The organism is Streptomyces sp. NPDC041191, from assembly GCF_055591945.1.
In genome coordinates this window covers 16,003-37,565 of record NZ_JBVIZC010000011.1, presented here as the reverse complement: position 1 = coordinate 37,565, position 21,563 = coordinate 16,003, and the positions used below count along the sequence as shown (strand labels likewise).

At 73.5% G+C, this 21,563-nt stretch carries 16 protein-coding genes, 1 tRNA gene and 1 riboswitch; of the genes, 11 read left to right on the top strand and 6 right to left on the bottom strand.

Translation table 11 applies throughout. The features are described 5' to 3' along the window. Positions 1 to 7: 7 nt before the first annotated feature. Both ACZ6AQ_RS21970 and ACZ6AQ_RS21965 read left to right on the top strand, forming a co-directional pair. Complete coding sequence (locus ACZ6AQ_RS21970; protein WP_468761559.1) at positions 8 to 2,899, top strand: pPIWI_RE module domain-containing protein; 2,892 nt, start codon at positions 8 to 10, stop codon at positions 2,897 to 2,899. After that, positions 2,896 to 4,320 carry a hypothetical protein gene (locus ACZ6AQ_RS21965; protein ID WP_468761557.1) on the top strand — a complete coding sequence of 475 codons (1,425 nt, stop codon included), beginning with the start codon at positions 2,896 to 2,898 and terminating at the stop codon, positions 4,318 to 4,320. Before ACZ6AQ_RS21970 ends, ACZ6AQ_RS21965 begins: the two co-directional genes overlap by 4 nt. 625 nt (positions 4,321 to 4,945) lie before the next feature. Here ACZ6AQ_RS21965 and ACZ6AQ_RS21960 read toward each other — a convergent pair. Next, positions 4,946 to 5,521 (bottom strand): helix-turn-helix domain-containing protein, encoded by a 576-nt coding sequence (locus tag ACZ6AQ_RS21960; protein ID WP_468761555.1) that lies wholly within the window; start codon positions 5,519 to 5,521, stop codon positions 4,946 to 4,948. A 117-nt stretch (positions 5,522 to 5,638) separates the two neighbouring features. On the opposite strand from ACZ6AQ_RS21960, the gene ACZ6AQ_RS21955 reads away from it, so the two are divergent. The 5 genes from ACZ6AQ_RS21955 (at position 5,639) to ACZ6AQ_RS21935 (ending at position 10,598) form a co-directional block, all read left to right on the top strand. Continuing rightward, on the top strand, positions 5,639 to 6,475 hold the full coding sequence (locus ACZ6AQ_RS21955; RefSeq protein WP_468761553.1) for an EamA family transporter: 837 nt from the start codon (positions 5,639 to 5,641) through the stop codon (positions 6,473 to 6,475). A gap of 28 nt (positions 6,476 to 6,503) precedes the next feature. After that, complete coding sequence (locus ACZ6AQ_RS21950) at positions 6,504 to 7,151, top strand: FMN-binding negative transcriptional regulator (RefSeq protein WP_468761551.1); 648 nt, start codon at positions 6,504 to 6,506, stop codon at positions 7,149 to 7,151. Between the two features lie 126 nt (positions 7,152 to 7,277). Then, positions 7,278 to 7,985: a B3/B4 domain-containing protein gene (locus ACZ6AQ_RS21945; RefSeq protein ID WP_468761549.1), complete on the top strand. Its 708-nt coding sequence runs from the start codon at positions 7,278 to 7,280 to the stop codon at positions 7,983 to 7,985. Between the two features lie 470 nt (positions 7,986 to 8,455). Beyond that, positions 8,456 to 9,802 (top strand): diacylglycerol/lipid kinase family protein, encoded by a 1,347-nt coding sequence (locus tag ACZ6AQ_RS21940; protein ID WP_468761547.1) that lies wholly within the window; start codon positions 8,456 to 8,458, stop codon positions 9,800 to 9,802. Between the two features lie 148 nt (positions 9,803 to 9,950). After that, positions 9,951 to 10,598, top strand: coding sequence for a phosphatase PAP2 family protein (locus ACZ6AQ_RS21935; RefSeq protein ID WP_468761545.1), 648 nt, complete (start codon positions 9,951 to 9,953; stop codon positions 10,596 to 10,598). A 70-nt stretch (positions 10,599 to 10,668) separates the two neighbouring features. On the opposite strand, the gene ACZ6AQ_RS21930 is transcribed toward ACZ6AQ_RS21935, so the two are convergent. Beyond that, positions 10,669 to 11,592 carry a sigma-70 family RNA polymerase sigma factor gene (locus tag ACZ6AQ_RS21930; protein WP_468761543.1) on the bottom strand — a complete coding sequence of 308 codons (924 nt, stop codon included), beginning with the start codon at positions 11,590 to 11,592 and terminating at the stop codon, positions 10,669 to 10,671. 448 nt (positions 11,593 to 12,040) lie between these two features. Here ACZ6AQ_RS21930 and ACZ6AQ_RS21925 point away from each other — a divergent pair. The 4 genes from ACZ6AQ_RS21925 (at position 12,041) to ACZ6AQ_RS21910 (ending at position 16,053) form a co-directional block, all read left to right on the top strand. Continuing rightward, positions 12,041 to 12,114 (top strand) — tRNA-Met (locus tag ACZ6AQ_RS21925). A 112-nt stretch (positions 12,115 to 12,226) separates the two neighbouring features. Beyond that, entirely contained in the window at positions 12,227 to 12,967 is a 741-nt protein-coding gene (locus tag ACZ6AQ_RS21920; RefSeq protein ID WP_468761541.1) for a MerR family transcriptional regulator, read from the top strand. Between the two features lie 323 nt (positions 12,968 to 13,290). Continuing rightward, positions 13,291 to 14,559: a PP2C family protein-serine/threonine phosphatase gene (locus tag ACZ6AQ_RS21915; protein WP_468761540.1), complete on the top strand. Its 1,269-nt coding sequence runs from the start codon at positions 13,291 to 13,293 to the stop codon at positions 14,557 to 14,559. A 212-nt stretch (positions 14,560 to 14,771) separates the two neighbouring features. Next, positions 14,772 to 14,917, top strand: a riboswitch (cyclic di-AMP (ydaO/yuaA leader). Between the two features lie 11 nt (positions 14,918 to 14,928). Further along, positions 14,929 to 16,053, top strand: coding sequence for a M23 family metallopeptidase (locus ACZ6AQ_RS21910; RefSeq protein ID WP_468761538.1), 1,125 nt, complete (start codon positions 14,929 to 14,931; stop codon positions 16,051 to 16,053). Between the two features lie 77 nt (positions 16,054 to 16,130). On the opposite strand, the gene ACZ6AQ_RS21905 is transcribed toward ACZ6AQ_RS21910, so the two are convergent. From ACZ6AQ_RS21905 to ACZ6AQ_RS21890, 4 genes are all read right to left on the bottom strand, one after another. Then, positions 16,131 to 17,489, bottom strand: coding sequence for a PrsW family intramembrane metalloprotease (locus ACZ6AQ_RS21905; RefSeq protein WP_468761537.1), 1,359 nt, complete (start codon positions 17,487 to 17,489; stop codon positions 16,131 to 16,133). Positions 17,490 to 17,740: 251 nt separating this feature from the next. Further along, a complete protein-coding gene (trmB, locus tag ACZ6AQ_RS21900; protein ID WP_468761535.1) occupies positions 17,741 to 18,541 on the bottom strand; it encodes a tRNA (guanosine(46)-N7)-methyltransferase TrmB in 801 nt (266 codons plus the stop codon). A gap of 78 nt (positions 18,542 to 18,619) precedes the next feature. Further along, positions 18,620 to 19,804 carry an L-2-hydroxyglutarate oxidase gene (gene lhgO / locus ACZ6AQ_RS21895; RefSeq protein ID WP_468761533.1) on the bottom strand — a complete coding sequence of 395 codons (1,185 nt, stop codon included), beginning with the start codon at positions 19,802 to 19,804 and terminating at the stop codon, positions 18,620 to 18,622. Positions 19,805 to 19,928: 124 nt separating this feature from the next. Further along, complete coding sequence (locus tag ACZ6AQ_RS21890; protein WP_388690016.1) at positions 19,929 to 21,371, bottom strand: MFS transporter; 1,443 nt, start codon at positions 21,369 to 21,371, stop codon at positions 19,929 to 19,931. Positions 21,372 to 21,563 lie beyond the last annotated feature (192 nt).

Genomic DNA, 21,563 nt, shown 5'->3' with positions numbered 1-21,563 from the left:
GAATCCTGTGACCCGCTACGACACCATCAGACTCGCCGGCTACGTCCCCGACCCGGACGCCGAGTGGACCGTCCCCTACTACACGCTGGCCCTTCCCCGGTCCCGGCGGAGGCTGCTCCTCGATCTCTACCGCCTGGGACTCAAGCGGCCGGACGACTGCCTCGCCGTCCCGGTCGGCCGTCTCAACTCGCTCCTCCAGGCGCTGGCTCCCGAAGTGGTCTCGGTGGCGAAATGGCTCGACGTCTCCCACGACGAGCCGTGGCTGTACGCCCGCAGCCCCGTTCCCGCGGACGTCTTTGCGACACTGATGCACGCCTGGGTGAACGACCTGCGTCCCGAGCCCGAGCACCGGCAGGCGGTCCGCGAGGCGCTCGACGCGTTACGTCCCGGTGAACTCCGCTGGGAGCGGTGCGAGGTCCCGATGCTGGCCCGGACGCCGACGGCCGCCGGTACGGCGCAGCCGGACGGGCGGCTCTACCAGCTGCTCCCCGACGTCCTCGCCGGTCTGGCCCTGGAACTGGACTCGTTCTCCTACCCCGGTGGGTCCCTGGGATTCCGCGGTGTGGCCCGACGGCCCTCCGAGCGGGGCGCCGAGCTGCTCTCCTGGCCGCCCGACCGGTACGAGGACCGCGACGGGCGGACGTGGTGGTTCTCGGCCCTCCTCACGCTGACCCTCCAGACCGTCCCGTTCTCCCCGGAGTTCCGGGTCCACCTGCGGTGCGGTGTCCGGCGGTGGGCGACGCGGACCGGGCCGAACGGCCTGTACCTCCCGCCCCGTCGCGCCGCCTCCGTCTACCTGCTGGCAAACGCTCCGTGGATCGACGACGGCCCGGAGAGACGGGCCTCCGCCCGCTTCTCCGTGGGGCGTCTCCGGTACGACCGCGCGCTTCGCGCCCGCCGATGGGAGGCGGGCGGGCCAGACGGAATGCTCTCCCGGTTGCGGCTGCGACAGCCGTTCCCCCAGCCCGACAGCCTCACCGGCGACCCGACCCGCTGGCTCGCCGGCGCGGGGGGAGTCACTGCCGCCGTGGTGCACAGCGCGCCGATGGGCTCACACGGGGTGAAGGCCGGTTTGATGCCCGGTGATCGCGTCCCGCTCACGGAATGGTTCGAGCAGGCCCTGCCCGAAGGACTGCGTCGTGCACCGGACCCGGTGCGGGCGAACCGCTGGTCCACGGTACGGAGACCGACCGGGCGACGTACCGGGGAAGCCCTCGACCCGGACACGCGGGAAACCATGGAACGTCGTCGGGACATGGCCGAGCTGCTGGCGGGAAACCCCTTCCGGGCGGAGTTCCTCTGGCTCACCGAGCCCGTCAGGGACGCGGGTGTACAGGCACTCGCCACCCTGCTCGGCCTCGACGGAGAACCCGTGCGGAAACCTGCCGGGGAAGCACCCTCCCCGGACGGGGAGACGCTCTCGTGGCAGACGCCCGAGCTCGCGGTGGAACTGCGCCTGGCGCGGATCGGCGGGCTCGCCGACAGCCTCACCCTCTCCCCCGCCGACCAGAGCAGGACCAGCGCCCTGCACGCGGCCATCGCGGATCGTCGTGCTCAGGTCGTGCAGCGCCTGCCCGCCGCGCCGGCGGGCGACCGCGCCTCGCTCGCCCTGCTGGAGATCCACGCCAAGGACGCCTACGCTCCACGCTCCGCCGACCCCAAGTTCGCCCTGCGGCTGGGGTTCCGGGACGCGGGGCGGGTGACCCAGTTCGTGGTGAACCCGCGCCGGGTGCCGGGCAAGCCCACGGACGTGAACAAGGCCAGGGCCAGGAAGCTCGAAGCGTGCTGGACGGACGGTTTCCGTCAGCTCGGTCACCGTGCCGTACCCGCCCACGGCCTCGGCCCGGAGATCCCTGCGGACACCCAGTATGCCGCCCTGTGGCTGGTCAAGCGGCGCCGGGATGGTCCGACCCGGCGGGCGGATCTCGTGCCGATCGCCGTCCGCGTGCGCCCCGGCGACCCCGCCCCAGAACGCATCACCGGCTGGGACGTCAGGACCGGCGAGTGGGTCCCGTACCCGACGCTCCTGATGCGCCTGGCCGAATCGGCCGAACTGCCAACCGCCGATGATTCCGACGAGGAGTCGCCCTCCGACGGTGCGGGCGGCCCCACCGAGGCGGAGGACAGTGACGGCCCCGATCAGGACGAGGACCGGAACAGCCCCACCGAACGACATCGGAGGATCGTGGCGGACGCCGTGCAGGAGGTCCTGTTCGGTCTGCGCGATCGCCCGACCCTGCTGCTGGTCCACGCCCAGAACGCTCGTCGGCTGTGGCCGTGGCTGCAGGATGGCCACATTGAGCCGGACAGGGTCCGGCTCCACGGCCGGCCGGCCCAACGGCTCGCCGTTCAGGGTCCCGGGCTCCGCCTGGTCCGGGTCCGGGACAGCACCGACACCGAAACCCCCCAGTGGTGGGGCCACGGACCGCAGACCTCGGACGACGGCGAAGAAGAGGAGAGGTTCGGCATCACCACCGGGCTGTGGAGACCGCCCGGCCACGATCCGCAGAACCGGGTGTTCGGCAGCACCGGTGAGAAAGCGGGGCCGGGCACGAAGGTTTCCGTCATGGCGTCGCGCTGGGCCTTCCGCTCCTACACCAAGGAGGGAAAGACGGGTACCACGATCGACACCGACCGGTCGGCGTGGAACCCCGGGCTGCTGGAGATCGTCGTCGCGGGATGCCTCCCAGACGACGACCCCGAGCTGTGGGCGACCCTCGCCCACCGGCTGCGGCAGTCACCCGGGCGGGCGCCCCTGCTCGCCCTGCCGCTCCCGCTCCACCTGGCCCGCAAGGCCACCGAGTACGTCCTGCCCACCACCCGGGACCAGCCGACGGAGCCCGAAGAAGACAACGGAGCTGTTCAGCTCTGCTTCGACCTAGGAGTGATCACCCCATGAGCAACCCCGACCTCCACGGCATGTGGGCCGACGCCCACGTCTCCTACTCCGCGCCCGCGGGGCCGGGTGCCGCCCACCGCTCCGACCCGCTCGCCGAACAGACGGTGGCGTGGAACGCCCGGCTGGCCGAAACGGCTCCTCAAGGAGCCCTGCTGACCGACAACGCCATGTTCGCGTCGCTGCGTGGCGGGAACACCCAGCACCTGCTCCACGTCACCCACTCCTTCGACCGCATCATGCACAACGGCACGCTCCGGCCGTCGGGCGGCTGCCTGGTGGGAAGCCTCTACTGCGCACCGCTCACGCCCACGTCCGGAGGGTTGCGCATGCACAACCTCGCCGAGTACGTCCTCACCAGGGAGGCGCCCGCCTCCCTGGCCCGTTCCCCGTTCTCCGGCCAGGTCACGACTCCGCTGGTCCTGGAGATCAACACGCCGCGCCACGGCTACCGCGGTCTGGCCGGCATCGACTACCTCCGGCTGGGCCCGATCCACCTGCGCAACTACCGCGAGCTGGAGAATCTCCTGGGACCTGCGGAGCGGTGCGAGCTCCGCGAAGCGGTGGTGAGCCGGGTGAAGAACTCGGTGGACTTCCTCGGCCTGGCGGCCGCCATCGCCCACCGACCGGAACCGGCAGAGCACGAAGCGTTCCCCCGCCTCCTCTCCGAGACCATCCCCCGGCTCCCCGTCCTGGGCTACGTCTACTTCGAGGCCCTGTCGGAGTACCTCATGCTGTACTCCCGCTCGCCTCACACCCAGCGGTTGGCGGAGCAGGGAGAGTTCAACAACTGGCTCTACAAGAAAGTACTGTTCGAGGGGTTTCCCGGTACGGCGGGCCACTTCGACCTGGCGCGGTTCCGTCCCGGCTTCGCCCTCTTGGAGCAGATCCTGGGCCAGGTGGACCCCAGCATCGAGGCGGCCCATGCCCGAGCCCACCTCACGGCGCGCATCAGCCACCTGACCATCGCGCGTTTCCTCGGCCCGGAGCGGAGCGCTGAGCCGTGGCATCGCATCCGGTGGGACTTCGACCACGTCGCGGAGGTCTTCGGTCCGCTCCTGGGTCACCTCATCCACCGCGAGCTGCGCCGCTTCCACCGGTACCCGGACTTCTACCACTTCTTCGACGCGTACAAGGCCGTCCAGGCATGGAACTACTGGAACCACATGGACATCGCGCTGCCCTTCAACGGGACCTTCCCCAAAGGGGAGATCGGCGTCAATCCCGCCTACTCCGAGCTGGACTACCGGGTCTGGCGGGCGGAACTCGGTGACGACGGTCTCCTTCACCCGGTGCAGGAGGTCCCCCTGCGGCTGACACCCCGGCTGGTCGACACCCAGCACACTCTGATGCGCGACAGCCGAACGGCAGGCAGGCACGACGTCCCGCGGAAGCCCCGACGGCTGGCCGACTCGACTCTCTGACGGTTGAGGGGGCCGGACCTCGTACCGGTCCGGCCCACGAAACCTCCAGGCTCAACCCGTGCACAAACCCACTGTCCAAAGTCCGCCGTCGCTGCCGGGCCGGCCGGGAGTCGCATCCGTGTTCGCGCATCGGGAGGCACACTAGGGTCGCTGAGTGGGCACGCCACACTCTGGACGAGCCAGGAAACCTGGATGACCCGCTATGTCCTCCGGGCCTCTGCGGACCGGTTGCAGCTGGCGGTACCAGCGTGACCGGTGGAATAACCGGACTCCATATGTTGGATTCATTCGATTGGGTTACTCACAGGATCGACGTCGACGGTGGGTCGCAGCGCCGTCCGTGCGTGAGCGATGCGTGAGCGGACGCTCCGGCACAGCCCGGTTTCGTCCGGATCGCGTGGCGCCGGACAGCCCGTCCGACCAGGCCGTTCCGAACGGCACACCACCGGCCGGCATCAGCCACCCGGCTCTGACCAGGACTTTTAATCCGTTGGTTGTGGGTTCGAGTCCCACACGGCCTACCCGTCACCGGGTCAGGAAGCCTTTCCCGACCCGGTGCTCAGCGCCCCGCCCGGTTCCTGCCGGTCGGGGCGCTTCGTGTTGTCCGGTGCGCGCCCGGCACTTCCTAGGCGGGCCCGGGCGGCAGGTGGACGGTCATGATCAGGTGGCAGGTCCCGGTTCCCGCGCCGCGGTAGGTGTGGGAGGTGTCGCCGTCGAAGGCGGCCGTCTGGCCGGCCTCGACCGGGTGTTCCGTGCCGTCGACCACGAGCACCATCCGTCCGGCGGTGACGCTGACGGTCTCGGTCACGCCCGTCTGGTGGGGGTGGCTGGGGTACTCCTCGCCGGGTTCCAGCTTCCAGCGCCAGACCTCGGTGGCCGCCGGGCCGCCGGTGGTCAGCATGAGCCGGGCCTCGCTGCCGTGTTCGCCCTTCCACAGGGGCATGACGGCCTCGGCGCCCACCACCCGGACGCGTTCCTCGGACCGGCCCTCCATCAGGGTGGAGACGGAGACGCCGAGGGTGTCGGCGAGGCGGACCAGGGTGGCGAAGTTCGGGTTGCCCTGGGCCTTCTCCAGTCCGACCAGGGCGCCCTTGCTGACCTTGGCGCGGCGGCCGAGTTCGTCCAGGGACAGCCCGGCCCGGTGGCGGGCGGCCCTGACGTTGTGCGCGAGCGTCCGCAGGGCGGCCTCGGTCTCGGTCATCGCTTCGTCCCTCCAGGCGGTGGATCGGCGCATTGCACCGCTCGGTCGTTCGGTTGACGGGGCCCGGTCGATGCGTTGTACGGTGTGGTCGTTCCATTGATAGTAAGGGATGTACCCGTGATCGCTCTGCTGCTGGCCCTGGGCAGCTCCCTGGCCTACGGATGCGCCGACTTCCTCGGCGGTCTCGGCGCCCGCAGGGCCCACGTCCTGCGCACCGTGATGATCGCCGCTCCGGCCTCGCTCACCGTGGAACTGCTGCTGTGGCCCTTCCTCGGCGCCTCGTTCGACCCGGCCACCCTCGGGTGGGGCGCCGCGTCCGGCGTCGCCTCCGCCGCGGCGTTCGCCCTGCTCTACCGCACGCTCGCGATCGGCCCCATGAACGTCCTCTCCCCCGTCACCGCGCTGGTCTCGGCGGTGCTGCCGGTCGGCGTCGGACTGCTGCAGGGCGAGCACCTGGGGCCGGCCGGGCTGATCGGCCTGCCGCTGGCACTGGCGGCGGTGGTGCTGGTCAGCGCCGGGCACGGGGCGAAGTCGGTCCGTCCGTCGCGCACCGCGCTGCTGCTGGCCCTCGGCGCCGGGGCCGCCATCGCCCTGCAATTGGTCTTCCTGCACCAGGCGCCGTCCGACAGCGGCGTCGGGCCGCTGATCGTCGGCCGCGCCGTCTCCTCTGCGGTCACCCTGGCCGCGGCCGGCCTGATGTACCGCAGGCTCGGCTCCGAGAGGCCCGCGTACGCCCTGTCGGCGACGGCGGGAGTGCTGGACTCGGTGGCCAACCTGCTCTTCCTGCTCGCCGCCCGCGGCGGCGACCTGGCCGTCGTCGCCGTGATCACCGCCCTGTACCCGGCCGGCACCGTCCTGCTCGCCCGCGGCGTCCTCGCCGAACGGGTCCACCGGGGCCAGCTGGTCGGCCTGGGCGCCGCCGCCGTCGCCGTCAGCCTCCTCGCCCTCGCCTGACCCCGTACCGCCCCGGAAGGACCTCCACATGTTCATCCAGCCCTGGGACGCCGCCCTGGACGACGCCGAGTGGCAGGCGTGGATCGCCGACGGTCACGACTTCGGCGTCCTCGGCGTCAACGGCCCGTCCGGAGGCCCGCCCGTCGTCGTGCCCACCCACTTCACCGTCGAGGGCGCCGGTCTGCTGGTCCACCTCGCCCGGCCGAACCCCGTCTGGAAGGCGGTCGAGGCCGCCCCCGACGTCACCTTCACCGTCATCGGCGACCACGCCTTCGTCCCCGGGCCCTGGCGCGCGGCGCCCGGCACCCCGGCCACCGACGGTGTTCCCACCAGCTACTACGCGGCCGTCCAGTTCACCTGCCGGGCCACGATCGTCGACGACCCCGAGGCCAAGGCCGAACTGCTGCGCCGCCAGATGGCCCACTTCCAGCCCGAGGGCGACCACGCCCCCGTCGAGGCCGGCCGACCCCCTTACGGGCGGATGCTGTCCGGCATCCGCGGCCTGCGCCTGGACGTCACCGAGGTACGGGCGAAGTTCAAGTACGACGACCACAAGCCGGTCGGGCAGCGCGCCGACACCGCCCGCCGGCTCACCGAACGCGGCACCGGCCCCGACGCGTCCGCCGCGGCCCAGCAACTGCGCCGCCTGGACCGCGTCGGCCTCTGGAAAGCCTGACCCCGCCGCACCGCGTCAGCCCTTGGAAAGCCCGACCCCGCCGCACCGCCGCACCGCCGCACCGCCGCACCACCAGCCCGCCGCCCGGCCCGCTGCCCCGCCCACCTCCCGGAACGGACCCTTCCGATGACCGTCTTCCACCTCACCCCCGCCGTCGCCGAAGCCTTCCCCGGCACCCTCGCCGCCGTCGTCACCGCCACCGGCCTGCGCGGCCGCGAACCGTGGCCCGCCACCGCCGTCGCCCTGGAAGACCTGGAACGACAGCTCGCCGACGGCACCTGGCAGCCCGCCGACGAGACCGACCCGCGCGTCGAGGCGTGGCACACCGCCTACCGCTCCTTCGGCACCAACCCCCGCCGCGTCCGGCCCAGCGTCGACGCCCTCGGCCGCCGCCTCGCGAAGAAGGGCACCCTGCCCCGGATCAACCCGGCCGTCGACTCCTACAACGCCGTCTCCGTCCGGCACGGACTGCCCGCCGGGGCCTTCGACCTCGGCCACGTCGCCGGTGACGTCGAGATCCGCCGCGCCGAAGGCACCGAGAGCTTCACCCCGCTCGGCGAGCCCGACGTCACGGAGACCCCCGGGCCCGGCGAGATCGTCTACACCGACGACGACGGCGTACTGACCCGCCACTGGAACCACCGCGACGCCCACCGCACCCGCGTCACCGAGGACTCCACCCACGTCGCCTTCATCCTCGAAACCCTCCACGCCGCCCGCGACGGGCACCTCGTCGAAACCGCCGCCGCCGAACTGCGGGACCTGCTCGCCGAACACGCCGACCGGGTCACCATCCACCACCTCGACCCGGCCCACCCGCGGGTCTCCGTCTGAACCACCCCCTCGCGTGGGTACGTGCGTGCGCGCGTACGGGGCCGTTCGCGCGTGTACGGGGGCGGGCTCCCGGACGAGAACGGCACCCGCCGCCCTTTCCGGCGTCCGGGACGGGGCCGGAAACCGGACGGCGGCGCCGGGGCGGACGGACCCGCCGGTGATGGGGCGGACGGACCCGCCGACGCCGGGGCGCACAGAGCCGTCTTCTCCGGCGGCCTCGGGGATCTCCCGGGGTTCCGGCTCCCCGGACTCAGGGTTCCGCGCCGCGGGGTTTCAGGGTTTTCCGGGTGGTTTCCGCTGCGTGGGGTAGGCAGGCCGCGGGGTACGGAAGGAGAGACGGCCCGGCCACCGGGAGGTCATCACTCCCGGGAGAGCCTTTTCCCGTGGACCCCCGCCCCCGAACGGCCTGGTCGGAGCGCGGGCCGGAAGGGCGTGGGGAAAGGTGGGAACGGAATGCGGAGGTGGGGTCGGTGACGGTGAGCGGTTCCGGTGATCCGGTGGGAGCGGCCCGCTGGCTGGCGCGCTGCGCGCTGCTCGCGGCGCTGGCGGCGGTCGTGGTCCTGCTGACGGCGCTGGGCGGCGGCGGAGTGCTGATCCTGGTGGCCGGGCTGGTGGGACTCGCCCTGTCGGCCGTGGGCGTCTGGTGGTTCCTGGCCCATCGGGGACCGCTGCGGCTGCTCGGCGCGCTGCTCACGGTGGCCGCGCCCGTCACGGTCCTCACGCTGTACGTCGTGGGGGGCGTCTGGGTGAACGCCCTCGTGGCCCTCGCCCTCTGGGGCGCGGCCCTGTCCTGCGCCCGGTCCGCCCTGCGCCGTCCGGGGGTGGACGGGACCGAGCCGATGCGGGGCGCGCCGGCGGCCCGGCCCGCGAAGCCCGTCCTGATCATGAACCCGAAGTCCGGGGGCGGGAAGGTCGAGCGCTTCGGGCTCGTCGAGCGCGCCGAGGAGCGGGGCGCCCGGGTGATCCTCCTCGACCCGTCCGAGGACACCGACGTCGCCGAACTCGCCCGGCGGGCCGTGGCCGAGGGCGCCGACCTCCTGGGTGTGGCCGGTGGCGACGGCACACAGGCGCTCGTCGCCGCCGTGGCCGCCGAGCACGACCTGCCGTTCCTCGTCGTCTCCGCCGGCACCCGCAACCACTTCGCCCTGGACCTCGGCCTCGACCGCGCCGACCCCTCGACCTGCCTGAACGCGCTGACCGACGGCGAGGAGCTGCGGGTCGATCTCGGTACGGTCGCCGGCCGGCCCTTCGTCAACACCGTCTCCTTCGGGGTGTACGCGGACGTCGTCCAGCACCCCGAGTACCGCGACGCGAAGGCCGGCACCGCTCTGGACGCCCTTCCCGACCTGCTCCAGGGGGGAGAGGGCGACCGCATCGACGCGACCGTCGACGGCACCCCGCTCGACGCGCAGCAGGCGCTCCTGATCAGCAACAATCCGTACGCCACACCCGATCCGCTCAGCACCGCCCCCGCCCGCAGACCCCGGCTCGACGGGGGCGAACTCGGTGTGATCGGCATCCGGGTGGAGGGTGCGGTGCAGGCCGCCGAGCTGGCGGTACGGGGGACCCAGGCGGCCGGCCTGAACGTCCTGACGGCCCGCAGGGTCGAGGTCACCTGCGACAGCGGCGACGGCCCTCTCTCCGTCGCCGTCGACGGCGAGGCCCTGACCCTGCCCGCCCCGGTCGTCTGCACCCTCCGCCCGCGCGCCCTGCGGGTGCTCGTCCCGCGCGACCGGCCGGGCACCACACCCCCGAAACCGCCCCTGGACTGGCGGCGCATCACCGAGCTGGCCTTCCACCGCTCTTCCGCCCACTGATCCCGGCACCGGGCCCACCGGCACCGGGCCCACCGGCACCGGGCCCACCGGCACCGGGCCCACCGGCACCGGGCCCACCGGTACCGGGCCCACCGGCACCGGATCTCCGACCACACTCCCCGACCACCGAGCCCCCGAGGAGCGGCGCATGACCGACGACACGACCACCGGGACCGTCCGTCCGAACGCCGGTACCGGCCACACGGCCGCCGGGACCGCCCAGGACATCCTGCGCGACCTCCGGGCCGTCGACGGTGCCGTGTACGCCGCCGTGGCCGCCACGCCCACGCCCACCCTCGACACGGCCCTCCGCCGGCTCTCCACGGCGGCCGACCACTCCAAGATCTCGCTCGCCATCGCGGCGGCGCTCGCCCTCTTCCCGGGCCGTCCGCGCCGGGCCGCGCTCGTCGGGATCGGCGCGGTCGCGGTGGCCTCGGCCACGGCGAACCTGCTGGGCAAACGGCTCGTCCGCAGGTCGCGACCGGACCGCGAGGCGGCCCGGGTGGTGGCGGGCCGACACGTCCCCATGCCGGACTCGGCCTCGTTCCCCTCGGGGCACACCGCGTCGGCGGTCGCCTTCGCCACCGCCACGGGGGTGGTGCTGCCCGCCGCCGCCGTTCCCCTCGGCGTCCTGGCGGCGACGGTGGGGTACTCCCGGGTCCACACCGGTGTGCACTACCCGGGCGACGTGGCGGCGGGCGCCGTCCTCGGCGTCGCCAGCGCCGCTGTCTCCCTGACGGCCGGCGCCTCCCTGGCCCGCCGCCGGGCGGACCTGCGGGCGGCCCTCGGGGCGTGACGGCTGCCGGGCGGGCGGTTCGGGCGCCGGCCGCCGAGCCGGAACCCCCGGCCCCGCGGCGGAAGGCCCCCTACCTCGCTCGCGCCAGTTCCTCCTCCGTGAGGCCGAGGGCCGTGAGGCGTTCCGGGTCGGCCAGGATCTGGAGTTCGACGATCCGGTCGCCGGCGATCGTGAACGCCATGAGTGCGCTCGGGCGCCCGTCGGCCACCGACAGGAACGCCGGTGCGCCGTTGGCCACCAGGGGCAGCACCGCCTGCCGGAACCTCGCGTACATGACGGCCTGCGCGACGACGGCCCCGGCGCCCCGCACCACCTTGGAGACGCCCGCGAGGACCCGGCCGCCGTCCGCGCGCAGCACCACGTCCGGGTCGAGGACCGCGAGCAGGCCCTCGAAGTCGCCGCCGTGCGCGGCGGCGAGGAAGGCGTCCGCGATCTTCCGTTGCCGCCGTGCGTCCGGGGCCGGGGCCGGGGAGGCGTCCCGCACCCGCCGACGGGCGCGGCTGGCGAGCTGACGGCTGGCGGCCGGGGTGCGGCTCACGACCTCCGCTATCTCGTCGAAGGAGACGGCGAACATGTCGTGCAGGACGAACGCGACCCGTTCGGCCGGGGACAGGGCCTCCAGGACGACCAGGAGGGCGAGGCCGACGGAGTCGGCGAGTTCGGCCGCGTGCGCGGGATCGACGGCGGTGGTGGTGGCGGTGGTGCCGGGGGCGTCGACGACCCGGACCACGGGGTCGGGGACGTAGTGCTCCCACGGGGTCTCGCGGCGCGAGCGGCGTGAGCGCAGCATGTCCAGGCAGACGCGGCCGACGACCGTGGTCAGCCAGCCGCTCAGGTTCTCCACCTCGCCGACGTCGGTGCGGCCGAGCTTGATCCAGGCGTCCTGGACGGCGTCCTCGGCCTCGCTCACGGAGCCCAGTACGCGGTATGCCACCGTCCGCAGCCGGCCGCGTTCCTCCTCGAAGCGCCGGGCCAGAAGGTCGTTGTCCTCCACGGTCGGTCTCCCCCCTTCGTCTCCCGTCGTGCCGTACGACGGGCCGGACCCCGCTCGTCGGCGGCGGGACGGGCCGCGGGTTCCGGTACGCGCGATCCCGGTGCGTGAGATCCCCGGCGGTCGGCGGGAACCGGTGGGATTCCCCGGCCACGGGTCCCGAACGCCGTGGTTCCGGGGAGCGGGAGGGTGCTCCCAGTTCCCCGGGTGATCACCATGACGACGACGAGGGGCCGGGTCAACCCCGTCCCCCGCGCCCCGTCGGCCCTGGTTTCGCGGTGGTCGGCACGTGCTCCGAGGCGTGCGGAGCGAGGCCCGCGAACCCTCTGGACGGCATCTGCCGGCACCTGTCGACACCGGCGACCGCGGCTGCCGACGGAGGCGGCCGGACACCCCGGCGACAACCGATTTCATGATTGCCCCGGTCATGCCGTAGAGTCGTGTTTACCGACGCGGGGTGGAGCAGCTCGGTAGCTCGCTGGGCTCATAACCCAGAGGTCGCAGGTTCAAATCCTGTCCCCGCTACTCAGTAGCAACGAAGGCCCGAATCCTTGAGGATTCGGGCCTTCGTCGTGTCGGCGCGCGGTCGCGCGTTCCGCTTGACCTTGACGTTGCGTCAAGATCTAGCGTTCTCGGCATGGAGTGGTCGATCCAGGAGATCGCCAAGAAGGCCGGCACCACCAGCCGCACCCTCAGGTACTACGGAGAGTGCGGGCTGCTGGAACCGAGCCGGATCGGCGCGAACGGTTACCGGTACTACGACCAGGCGGCGCTCGTGCGGCTGCAGCGGATTCTGCTGCTGCGCGAGCTGGGGCTCTCGCTGCCCGCCATCGCCGAGGTCCTCGAGGGACAGCGGGACACGTCCGCCGCCCTGCGCGCCCACCTCGCCCTTCTGGAGCAGGAGCGCGAGCGCCTCGCCCGGCAGATCGCGTCGGTGCGGACCACCCTCCGCAAGACCGAGAACGGAGAAGAGCTCATGGCCGAAGAAGTGTTCGACGGTTTCGATCACACGCGGTACGAGGAGGAGGTCACCCGGCGCTGGGGCCGGGAGGCGTACGAGAACGGCGACCGCTGGTGGCGCTCGCTCGACGCCGAGGGGAGGCGGGCGTTCATGGACGAGCAGGCCGCCATCGCCCGTGACTTCGGGAAGGCGGCGCGGGAGGGCCTGGCGGCCGGCAGCGACGAGGTGCAGGCCGTCGTGCGGCGCCAGATCGCCTGGCTGTCGGCCACCACGACGCCGACCAGGGAGTACGTGATCGGCCTCGGCCGGATGTACGTCGACGACCCCCGCTTCGCGGAGAACTACGACAAGCACGGCGAGGGCACCGCCGTGCTCGTCCGGGACGCGATGGAGATCTACGCCGAACGGAACATGTAGTTCTGGCCGGACGGCCTGTACCGGACGGCCTGTACCGGACGGCCTGTACCGGACGGCCTGTACCGGACGGCCTGTACCGGACGGCCTGTACCGGACGGCCTGTACCGGACGGCCCGTACCGGACGGCCTGTACCGGACGGCCTGTACCGGAAGACCCGTACGGGCCGCCCCCCGGCCCCCGGCCGATCCCGTACTCCGCTTCCCGCCCCGGTGTCCCGGTACGCCACTCGGCCGTACGGGAGTCGCCGTTCCCCGGCGCGGCGGCCACCCTGGGAGGGCGCGGTGCGGGGCCGCGGGCGGTCGGACCGGGCAGGAGAGTTCAGGTGGGGCACCCCCTAGGATCGGCGGACCGCGGGCGGCGGGACGCCGAGGGCCGTACCCGGCGGGACGCCGGAGGGAGCGCCGCGCCCGGTCGTTCCCGGCGGGCCGGCGGGGGCGTACCCGCGTACGGCGGTGCCCGGTGGTTCATCCGCCTGCTGCCGCCGCTGATCATCGCGGGCGGTGTCGCCTTCGACCTGGCGACCCCCGCCCCGTACACCGCCTCCCCGATGCTCGCCGCCGCCCCGCTGGTCGCCGCGCCCTTCTTCTCCCTGCTCACGACCCTTCTCACCGGGATTACCGCCGTTCTCGCCTCGGTCGGGCTCTACCTCGGCAACAACGACGTGACCCGTGCCCCGGCCGTCGCCGAGACCCTGACCGTGTTCACCGTCTCCGGACTCGCCCTCTTCATCAACCGGGTGGTGCGCCGCAGCGGCGAACGGCTCGCGTCGGCCCGGGTCATCGCGGAGAACGCGCAGAAGGCGGTGCTGCCGACGCCCCCCGAGCGGATCGGCGGGCTCTGGTGCGCCGCCCGCTACGAGGCGGCGCAGGCGGACGCGTTCGTCGGTGGCGACCTCTTCGCCGTACAGGACACCCCCTACGGGGTGCGGCTCGTGGTCGGGGACGTGCGGGGCAAGGGGATGGAGGCGGTCGAGGCCGTCGCCGTCGTCATCGGGGCCTTCCGGGAGGCGGCCGAGCAGGAGCGGTCCCTGGAGGACGTGGCGCAGCGGCTCGAACGGGCGCTGACCCGGGAGGGCACCCGGCGGGAGGGCCTGGACGCCTTCGAGGGATTCACCACCGCCGTCCTGGCCGAGATCCCGCGCGCCGACGGCAACGGAGCCTTCGACGGTTTCGTACGGGTCGTCAACCGGGGGCACCCGCCCCCGCTGGTGCTGCACGGGGACGGCCGGGTCGAACCGGTGGAACCGGGCCGGCCGGCGCTGCCGCTCGGCATGGGGGACCTGGCGTCGTGGCCGGACCGGGCCGAGGCGCGCCCCTACCCGCCGGGCACGACGCTGCTCTTCTACACCGACGGCCTCTCGGAGGCGCGGAACGCGGCCGGGGTCTTCTACGACCCGGTGGCACGGCTGGCCGGACGGATCTTCCCGGGGCCCGAGGAACTCCTCGACGCGCTCGTGGACGACGTACGCCTCCACACGGGCGGCGGGGCGACGGACGACATGGCCCTGCTCGCGCTGAGCCGGCCCGAGGAGGGGCGGCGGGAGCGGCGACGGACGATGCAGGTGCTGCACCGGGACGGTCACCACCCGTAGTCGAGAGGTGTCACGGGGATAACGATTGACAAAACGTCAGATCGCGAAGGGTTTGGGGGTCTCGCGCCGTGCCCTGGTGAAGGGGGGTCAAGTCGGGACAGTTCCTGCCAATTCAATGAATGATCAAGGGGAACGGCTTGGAAACGGGACCCCCTGTCTATTAACGTTCGATAACGCAGCGCGGTCGTCCCCGCCGTCGCAAGAGACGGCACCGTGCGCGTGCGCCGAATCCCGCAAGGGAACCGGGGAACCACCATTTGGGGTGAATCGAGCCCGTCGCACCCGTGCGGCGCGCCCGTAGGAGACCTTCCTGCTCCGAACCCGTCAGCTAACCCGGTAGGCGAGAAGGAAGGAAAGGAGTGCGCCTCCGTGGCGTCCAACCCCCCTGCCCCCGAAGCCCCCTTCGACGCCTTCGGTGGTGGTGCGGCTCCCTCCGACCCTGACACCGAGTGGAATCCCACCGAGGACTCCCTCCGCGACCGGAGCCGTTCCGGCCGGCACCGGGTCGTCAAGCAGCGCTCCCCCTTCGCCCGTTCCTCCACCGTCCTCGGCGTCGGCGTCATCGCGGCCGTCGGCGCGGGCGGCCTCGCCACCGCGCAGGACAAGCCCCCGGTGGCCATCTCGCTCCCGGACCTCCCGGACCTCGACCTGCCGGACGCCCACGACCTGCCCGGCATCGGCTCCCTCCTGCCCGAGGAGGAGCGGGAGGCGGTCGCCGAGGACCGCGTCAACCCGAACCCGCTGACCTCCACCGCGTACACCACCGGCGCCGACGGGCGGACCGGCGGGGCCGGGCAGGTCACGCGGGCCTCCCTGAAGGCCGACGTCCCGAGCGCCACCGACGCGGGTGAGGCCCTGCGCACCCGCATCCTCCAGCAGGCCGAGCAGCAGCAGGCGTCCGCCGACGCGGCCGAGAGGGCCGCGGCGGAGAAGGCGGCGGCCGAGAAGGCCGCGGCGGAGGCGAAGGCCAAGGCGGACGCGGCGGAGAAGGCGGCCGCCGAGGCGCGGGCGAAGGCCGAGGCGGAGGCCAAGGCGAAGGCGGAGGCCGCCGCCAGGGCGAAGGCCGAGGCCGAGCGCCTCGCCGAACTCGCCGCGAGCTACTCGCTCCCCCTCTCCTCGTACTCCATCACCGCCACCTACATGCAGTCCGGTTCGATGTGGTCCTCCGGCCACCACACGGGCCTCGACTTCGCGGCCTCCGCCGGCACCCCGCTCAAGGCGGTGCACGGCGCCACGGTGAAGTCGGCCGCCTGGTCCGGTTCCTACGGCTACCGGATCGTCCTGGAGCTGGAGGACGGCACCGAGGTCTGGTACTGCCACCTCTCGTCCATGACGGTCGGCGCGGGCCAGACCGTGTCCACCGGCGAGACCATCGGCCGCGTCGGCGCCACCGGCAACGTCTCCGGCGCCCACCTCCACCTGGAGGTGCACCCCGGCGGTGGCGACGGCGTCGACCCGGGCGCGTGGCTGCGCTCGAAGGGCCTCACGGTCTGAGGACCCGGAGGCCCGGGGACCCGAGGACCCGAGGACCCGGGAACCCGGGCCCCGTCGGGCCCGGAGTTCCCGGCGTACTACCTCCGGTACGGGTTGTAGTCGCCGTAGTCCAGGTACTGCGGCGGCGCCCACACCCGTCCCGTCGCCCGGGCCGCGTACGTCAGCGCGGGCGAGGCGATCGCGCGGCGCTGCCACAGGTGGTGGAGCAGTTCCTGCTCGCGGGCCGCGAAGTCGGGCCCGGCCGTGCCGCGCCGGGCCCGGTCGCGCAGGAACGCGAGGGTCGTCGCGAAGGACTCGTACTCGCCGACGGTCCGGGCGGCCCGCTCGCCGTACGTCCGGGCGGCGACGGCACGGGCCGCCCGGCGGGCCCGCATCGAGGAGAGCGCGAGCGGTTCGGCGGGGGAGAGCCAGCCGGCCGCCGCGTACGCCGGCAGCTCCCCGGCTATCGTCCGCAGCTCCCGCTGCCTGCTCCACACCGCGAGCCAGGTCAGCAGTCCGAAGGCGGGCATCATGAACGCTCCGTAGACCGCGAGGAAGGCCAGGGGGCCTCCGAAGGTGACCGAACCGTTCCAGGCGGCGTGCATGCCCATGGCGAGAAGCAGCCCGGCCAGGGGCAGCAGGACGCGGCGGAGCCGCCTGCCGCGCGGGGCGAGCGCGGCGAATCCGAAACCGAGGCCGGTGAACACGGTGAACAGCGGGTGCGCGAACGGCGACATCACGGCCCGTGCGAAGAAGGTGCCGACGGTCGTGACGCCGATGCCGGGGGCGCCGAACTCCTGGTCCTCCCCGAAGGCGTTGCCGAGGTAGAGGATGTTCTCGGTGAAGGCGAAGCCGGTCGCGGTGAAGCCGGCGATCACCACGCCGTCGACGAGGCCGTGGAAGTTCCGGCGGCGGAAGAGGAAGAGCAGCAGGACCGCGGCGGCCTTCGCGCTCTCCTCCACCACGGGCGCGACGACCGTGGCGCCGAGGCTGTGCGCCGAGTCCGGGTCGGCGGTGGTCGCGGCGATCCAGCGGACCGCGAAGGAGTTCGCCAGGATCGCGGCGAGGGCGGCGGCGAAGGCGCCCCAGGCGAACGCGAAGAGCAGGTTCTTCCAGGGGAGGGGCTCGACCCGGTCGAGCCAGCGGAACGCCGCCGCGAGGAGCGGTACGGGAAGCACGGCGAGGGCCAGGCCGACGAGGAAGCCCCGCGTCCCCGTCTGCTCGCGGACCAGCGCCAGGATGGCCAGCGCGCAGACCAGGAGGACGGCGACCAGGGCGACCGCCCGGACCGTTCGGCTGCGCCAGAAGGCCCGGTGGGGGCGGTAGCGCCACTGGGAACGGTCGGCGGCGCCGGGGAAGGCCGGGTCCCCGGTGCCCCGGTGGGGGACGGGAGAGGCTCCGGTTCCGGGCGCGGCGCCGGCTTCGGTTCCGGTTTCGGCGGGGACGGGGTTCGACACGTGAGCGACCCTAACGACCAGCACGGACAGAGGGCGAAGGAGTTGTCAGGTCCGCCCCCGGTCCGTCCCCCGGTGCGCCGCCGGTCCGTCCCCCGGTGCGCCGCCGGTCCGTCCGTCGGTACGACCCCGGTCCGTCCTCCGGTGTGACCCCGGTCCGTCCTCCGGTGTGACCCCGGTCCGTCTTCCGGTACACCCCGGTCCGTCCTCCGGTACGACCCCGGTCCGCCCGCCGGCCCGGCGTCCTTCCCGGGTCACTTCCTCCGGAAGAGGAGGTCGTGCACGACGTGTCCCTTGTCGAGTCCCTGGCCCTCGAAGCGGGTGAGGGGCCGGAAGTCGGGGCGGGGCGCGTAACCGCCGTCGGCCTGCGTGTTCTCGAAGTCGGGGTGCGCGGAGAGCACGTCCAGCATCTGCTCGGCGTACGGCTCCCAGTCGGTGGCGCAGTGCAGCACGCCGCCGGGCTTGAGCCGGGTCGCGAGGAGGCTCAGGAACTCCGGCTGGATCAGGCGCCGCTTGTGGTGGCGGGCCTTGGGCCACGGGTCGGGGAAGTAGACCCGGCAGCCGTCGAGGGAGTCGGCGGCGAGCATCTCGCGCAGCAGGATGATCGCGTCGCCGTTGGCGACCCGGACGTTGGTGAGGCCGTTGCGGTCGGCGAGCCCGAGCAGATTGCCCTGGCCGGGGGTGTGCACGTCCACGGCGAGGATGCCGGTGCCGGGGTCGGCCGCCGCCATCTGCGCGGTCGCCTCGCCCATCCCGAACCCGATCTCCAGGACGACCGGCAGGCCGCCGAACATCTCGTCCAGGTCCAGGACCCGCCGGCCGTCGATGTCGAGCCCCCAGTCGGGCCACCGCTTCAGCATCGCCTCGGCCTGTCCGGCGGTCACCCGGCTGCGGCGCGGCTGGAAGCTCCGGATGCGCCGCTCGTGGTGCGACCCGGCGGGGTCGGGCAGGGGCCCCTCGCCGGGGGCGAACATCCGGCTTCCGCGCCGCGCCGCGGGCTGGGCGGGACCGGTTGCGGGACGCGGGCTGTTCTCGGACTCAGGCTGCTCAGACACAATGCGGACGATTCTACGGGGCCGGGGCGGGACCCGCGGGTCGCGCGGGCGGGTGCCCGTCGCGGCAGGGACCGGGCCCTACAGGAGGGCCAGCGCCCGCCCCGCCACCTCGCGCCCGATCGGGAGCGAGGCAGTCGCCGCGGGGGAGGGCGCGTTCAGGACGTGGACCGTCCGCGCCGCCTCCCGGACGAGGAAGTCGTCGACGAGCGTCCCGTCCCGCAGCACCGCCTGCGCCCGCACCCCCGGCGCGGCCCGCCGCAGGCCGGACTCCCGCACCTCCGGAAGGAGCCGCCGCACCGCCTCGGTGAAGGCCCGCTTCGAGAGCGAGCGGCGCAGCTCGCCCGCCCCGTACCGCCAGTGCTTCCGGGCGATCGCCCGGGAACCGGGCCAGGCCAGGGTGGCGGCCAGCTCGCGCGGCCGGACGACGGACCAGCCGTACCCCTCGCGGGCGAGGGCCGGCACCGCGTTCGGCCCGATGTGGACCCCGCCGTCGATTCCCCGTGTCAGGTGCACCCCGAGGAACGGGAACGCCGGGTCCGGCACCGGATAGACCAGTCCCCGCACCAGCGACGGATCGGCCAGTTCGTAGTACTCCCCCCGGAAGGGGACGATCCGCATGCCCGGGTCGTCGCCCGCGAGCCGCGCGATCCGGTCGCAGTGCAGCCCCGCGCAGTTCACCAGGACCCGTGCCCGCACCACCCGCCCGTCCGCCGTCCGCACGGCGACGCCCCAGGGCCTCCGGTCGATCACGGCGGCCTCCGCGCCGTACAGGATCCGCGCCCCGGACGCCTCGGCGAGCCGCGCCGCCACCGCTCCGTAGTCGCAGATCCCGGTCGTGCCGACGTGGATCGCGGCGAGGCCCCGCACCCGCGGCTCGTACGCGCTGATCTGCGCGGGGCCCAGCTCCCGCACCGGGATGCCGTTCTCCCGGCCGCGCTGCACGAGCGCGTGCAGCCGGGGCAGCTCCTCGCGCGCGGTGGCGACGACGAGCTTCCCCGTCACCTCGTACGGAATGCCCCACTCCGCGCAGAACTTGATCATCTCGGCGGCGCCCTCGGCCGCGAACCGCGCCTTGAGCGACCCCGGCCGGTAGTAGATCCCGCTGTGGATCACCCCGCTGTTGCGCCCGGTCTGGTGGCGGGCGAGGCCGTGCTCCTTCTCCAGGACCGTGACCCGGGTGCCGGGGGCGGCGCGCGTCAGCGCGTACGCCGTCGACAGGCCGACGATCCCCCCGCCGATCACCAGCACGTCACAGTCGAACACCGGTCCCACCTCCCACCCCCGATACTGCACTGACCCACTGACAGCGCCGCGAAACCTCGCCCGGACGCGCAAGACGCGGATCACGGCGGAACACGGGCCGCTCAGGGGCCGGCGGGCGGGCGCGTCACACCGGGGCGGCGAGCAGCGGACGGGCCCGCTCCCGCAGCTCCGCGACGCGCGGCTCGTCCCCGTACGGTTCCAGCCGGTGCAGCAGGTCCCGTACGTACTCCGTCGTCCGCGCCGACGAGATCCGCCCCGCCACCTCCACCGCGCGCGTACCGGCCGCGCACGCCGCGTCCAGGTTCCCGGACTCCAGTTCGGCCACGGCGGAGACGACGAGCCGCAGCCCGTGCGAGCGGACGAACTCCTCGGTCGGCCGCGACAGCGCCTGCTCCGTGAAGCGGCGCACCTCGCGGGGCATCCTCAGGTCGCGGTAGCACTCGGCGGCGTCGGCGCAGAACCGGTCGTACGAGTAGAAGCCCAGCCAGGTCGGATCGGCGTCGCCCTTCCGGGAACGCTCCAGCCAGCCCTCGGCGGACTTGAGCGCGGCCGCGGCGGCGGCCCCGTCCCCGGCCTTGGCGTGCGCGCGCGCCTCGACCAGCCGGAAGAAGGACATGGTGCGGGCGGTCGCGAGCCCCCGGTTGCGTTCGAGGGCGGCCTGGGCGAGGTCCACGCCCTCGTCGGCGAAGCCCCGGTAGGTGGCCTGGAGCGACATGGACGCCAGGACGTAGCCGCCGAGGGGCACGTCGGCGGCGGCGCGGGCGAGCCGCAGCGCCTGGATGTAGTAGCGCTGGGCGGCCTCCTGCTGCCCGGTGTCGAAGGCCATCCAGCCGGCGAGCCGGGTGAGTTCGGCGGTCGCGCCGAACAGGGCCCGGCCGACCTCGTCCGAGTACGAGCCGAGCAGCAGCGGGGCCGCGTCCACGCGTAAGCACTCGGGGACCATGGACGAGCGCCAGTCCCCTCCGCCGTACTTGGAGTCCCAGCGGCGCGCGTCCTCGGCGGCCTCGCGGAGTTTGGCGACGTCGCTGTGGCCCACGCGCGCGTGCTCGGTCACGGGCGCGGCGGGGGAGCCGCCCGCCGGGCGCGGGACCTCGCGCTCCACCGACGGGTCGGCGGGGGTTATCAGCCAGCGGGACGCGGGCGTGGCGTAGGCGCTCACCGCGAACGAACCCGCGAGCGACTGCCAGATGCCGCCCCCGCCGGCCCGTCGGCCCGCGAGGTCGAGCCGGTACAGGTCGGTCGCGGAGCGGACCGCCTCGCCCACGTCGCGCGGGAAGGCGAGCCCCACCTCGGGCGCCGGATCGGCGTCGGCGAGCCCTATCTCGTGCAGCGGCACGGGCCGGCCGAGCTTCTGCCCGATCGCGGCGGCGATCAGGTGCGGGGCGGCGCCCTGCGGCACCATGCCCTTGGACACCCACCGGGCGACCGAGGTCTTGTCGTAACGAAGCGTCAGGCCCCGTTGCGCGCCGAGGTCGTTGACGCGCCGGGCGAGCCCGGCGTTGCTGATTCCCGCGAGGGCGAGAACCGTGCCGAGCTTTTCGTTCGGCCCGCGTTGCTCCCTGGACATGACGCCACCCCTCGACAGCACAGACGGCTGCCACGACGCCGGGCATAGGCGTGCGGCATTCGTAAACACAGGGTAGTTCGCCGCATCCCTACCGTTAAGGGGCGGTGTTCCGTATGGCGAGATTGTTGTGTGATCGGTCGATGAACCGAACGGACCGGCCCGTACGTGCTCCGCGCGTGTGGCCGTGCGCCC

Excerpts from the sequence above, each read along its gene's own strand:
- ACZ6AQ_RS21965 (WP_468761557.1), top strand. The coding sequence starts at position 2,896 with ATGAGCAACCCCGACCTCCACGGCATGTGGGCCGACGCCCACGTCTCC.
- ACZ6AQ_RS21960 (WP_468761555.1), bottom strand. The coding sequence starts at position 5,521 with ATGACCGAGACCGAGGCCGCCCTGCGGACGCTCGCGCACAACGTCAGG.
- ACZ6AQ_RS21950 (WP_468761551.1), top strand. The coding sequence starts at position 6,504 with ATGTTCATCCAGCCCTGGGACGCCGCCCTGGACGACGCCGAGTGGCAG.
- ACZ6AQ_RS21945 (WP_468761549.1), top strand. The coding sequence starts at position 7,278 with ATGACCGTCTTCCACCTCACCCCCGCCGTCGCCGAAGCCTTCCCCGGC.
- ACZ6AQ_RS21935 (WP_468761545.1), top strand. The coding sequence starts at position 9,951 with ATGACCGACGACACGACCACCGGGACCGTCCGTCCGAACGCCGGTACC.
- ACZ6AQ_RS21920 (WP_468761541.1), top strand. The coding sequence starts at position 12,227 with ATGGAGTGGTCGATCCAGGAGATCGCCAAGAAGGCCGGCACCACCAGC.
- ACZ6AQ_RS21890 (WP_388690016.1), bottom strand. The coding sequence starts at position 21,371 with ATGTCCAGGGAGCAACGCGGGCCGAACGAAAAGCTCGGCACGGTTCTC.